Consider the following 2,244-nt stretch of genomic DNA (forward strand, 5'->3'; position numbering starts at 1 on the left):
TTCGAGGGTGGCCGTACGGACCACGAGGCCCGCCAGGCGCATGCCGCGCTCGGCCGCCCAGGTCAGCAGCGTCTGCGCGGCCAGGTCGGGGTCCGCGGCGCGGCAGACGGCGCTCTCGCCCTCCACGGTGACCGGCAGCGGCAGGTCGGCCGGGTTGACATGCGCGGGCAGTCGGAACGCCACCCGCCCCGACATGGCGGCGAGGGTCTCCGCCATGTCGCCCGACGCGACCACCTCGCCCTCATCCATGATCGCCATGGCGGAGGCCAGGCGCTGAGCCTCGTCCAGGTAGTGCGTGGTGAGCAGGATCGTGGTGCCCTGCCTGGCCAGGTCGCGGACGACGGCCCAGGTATTGCTGCGCGCCTCGGGATCCATGCCGGTGGTCGGCTCGTCGAGGAACAGCACATCGGGACGGCCCAGCAGAGCCAGCGCCAGATCGAGCCTGCGCTTCTCGCCGCCCGAGAGCTGGCGGACCTTGGTGGCGTGTTTGCCCGCCAGCCCCGCCAGCCCCGCCAGCTCCAGCGCCTCGTCGCGCGGGCGGGGCGCGGCGGTGAAGTCGCCCCAGGTGTCGACGGTCTGGGCCACTGTCAGGTCAGGGAAGAACCCGGCCTCCTGCAACATGATCCCGGTGCGCTGCCTGACGGCCGCGCGGTCGGCGTACGGGTCGAGGCCGAGCACCCGCACGATGCCCCCGTCGGCCCGCTGGAAGCCGGCGAGCACCTCGATCGTGGTGGTCTTGCCCGCGCCGTTCCTGCCCAGCAGCGCGAAGATCTGACCTTCGGCCACCTCGAACGAGATGCCCTTCACCGCCTCGAACCCCTGGTGGCTCTTCCTGAGCCCGTTCACTTCGATCGCTGTCATGCGTACGAGTTTTCCGGGGCCGATCGCGGGGCGACAGTGAGGAATTCACGGCTTCCGTGAGAGCTTGAGCAGCGCGTCCGTGACGCCCTCCGGGTCGACGATCTGGTGCAGGTGCATGCCGGGCACGCGGGTCACGGGCCAGCCCCGCCGGGTCGCCTCCTCGGCGACGTTCTCGTACGGTGGGCCGAACCACAGGCACGAGCACCTGACGTCGTCCCACCCGGCGGGCACGGGGATGGGCTGGGTGTAGTAGTCGAGCGGCAACCGCGGCTGCTCGGCCGCCACCCGTATGCGGACGGCGGGATCGGGCAGCATGGCCACCACGTCCTCCTCGTCCCACCAGTCGGTCCAGCGCGGCAGCACACCGTCGGGGCCCGCCAGGTCGTGCAGGAACGGCAGGAAGCCCTCTTCCGCGGTCTTGACCAGGCCCTCGCGCGGCGGGATGTGCGCGTCGGTGAACACGCACGCCACCACCCGTTCGCCCAGGCCCTCCTTGATCAGCGGCAGGAAGAAGCCCGCGTTGCTGTGCACGGCCAGCACGACGGGCGTGTCCGGGGTGGCCGCGCGCACCGCCTCCACCACCCGCGGCCAGTACGGCGCGCCGCCCGCCGCCACGCCGGTCAGGTCGGGCACCACGGCCGCGTGTCCGCGGCGCTCCAGTGACTCGGCCACGGGAGCCCATGTCGACGGCCCGACGGAAGGGCTGTGCACGAGTACGAAGGTCGTCTCCATGGGTCTACCCTGTCAGACGATCAGGGGGTGGCGGGAGACCGAGCGGCCGGATCCGTCGTAGACCGCCCAGGCCGCGGCCAGGTTGTTCACTGCTCGCGAAAGCTCCTCCTCCGGAAAGAGGAAGTGCAGGCGCATGCGGTCCGCGTGCCCGCCGAGCGGATCGAACGACCTCCCCGGCGGCACCGCGACGCCGTGCCTGAGCGCGACCTGGGCGAACGAGTCGACGTCGCCGCGCGGGATCCGTACCCAGATGGTCTGGCCGCCGAGCGCCGGCTCGAAGGACCACGACGGCAGGTGCTCGCGCAACTCGGCGCACAGGTGGTCGTGGCGCTCGCGCAACGTGCGCACGCGCGCCGCGCGTACCTCGTCCAGGCGGCGCAGCAGGGCGACGGCGGCGAGCTGGCTGAAGACCTCGCCGCCCAGGTCGTGCACGGCCCGCAGCCTGGCCAGCCGCGAGACCAGCGGCGCCGCCGCGCGGATCCACCCGACCCGCAGCCCGCCCCAGACGAGCTTGCTCAGCGAACCGACGGAGATCAGGTGATCTCCGCCCTTGAACGAGGCCAGCGGCGGCGGGGTCTCGCCGGTGAAACAGAGATCCATCGGGGCACCGGTGTGGCGGCGAGCCCCGACTCGGTGTTCCTGTCCGGCTCG

General features: G+C 72.3%; 3 protein-coding genes. All 3 read right to left on the bottom strand.

The features are described from left to right. A partial coding sequence (locus AB0J09_RS62825) for an ABC transporter ATP-binding protein (protein ID WP_360713789.1) occupies positions 1-861 on the bottom strand: 861 nt, incomplete at its 3' end. 45 nt (positions 862-906) lie between these two features. Next, positions 907-1,593: an alpha/beta hydrolase gene (locus AB0J09_RS62830; protein ID WP_360713791.1), complete on the bottom strand. Its 687-nt coding sequence runs from the start codon at positions 1,591-1,593 to the stop codon at positions 907-909. 12 nt (positions 1,594-1,605) lie between these two features. Continuing rightward, positions 1,606-2,244 (bottom strand): pyridoxal phosphate-dependent aminotransferase (locus AB0J09_RS62835; protein WP_360713793.1); only part of this gene is annotated, 639 nt, incomplete at its 5' end.

It is taken from the genome of Nonomuraea sp. NPDC049784, assembly GCF_040659615.1.
Taxonomy (GTDB): domain Bacteria; phylum Actinomycetota; class Actinomycetes; order Streptosporangiales; family Streptosporangiaceae; genus Nonomuraea.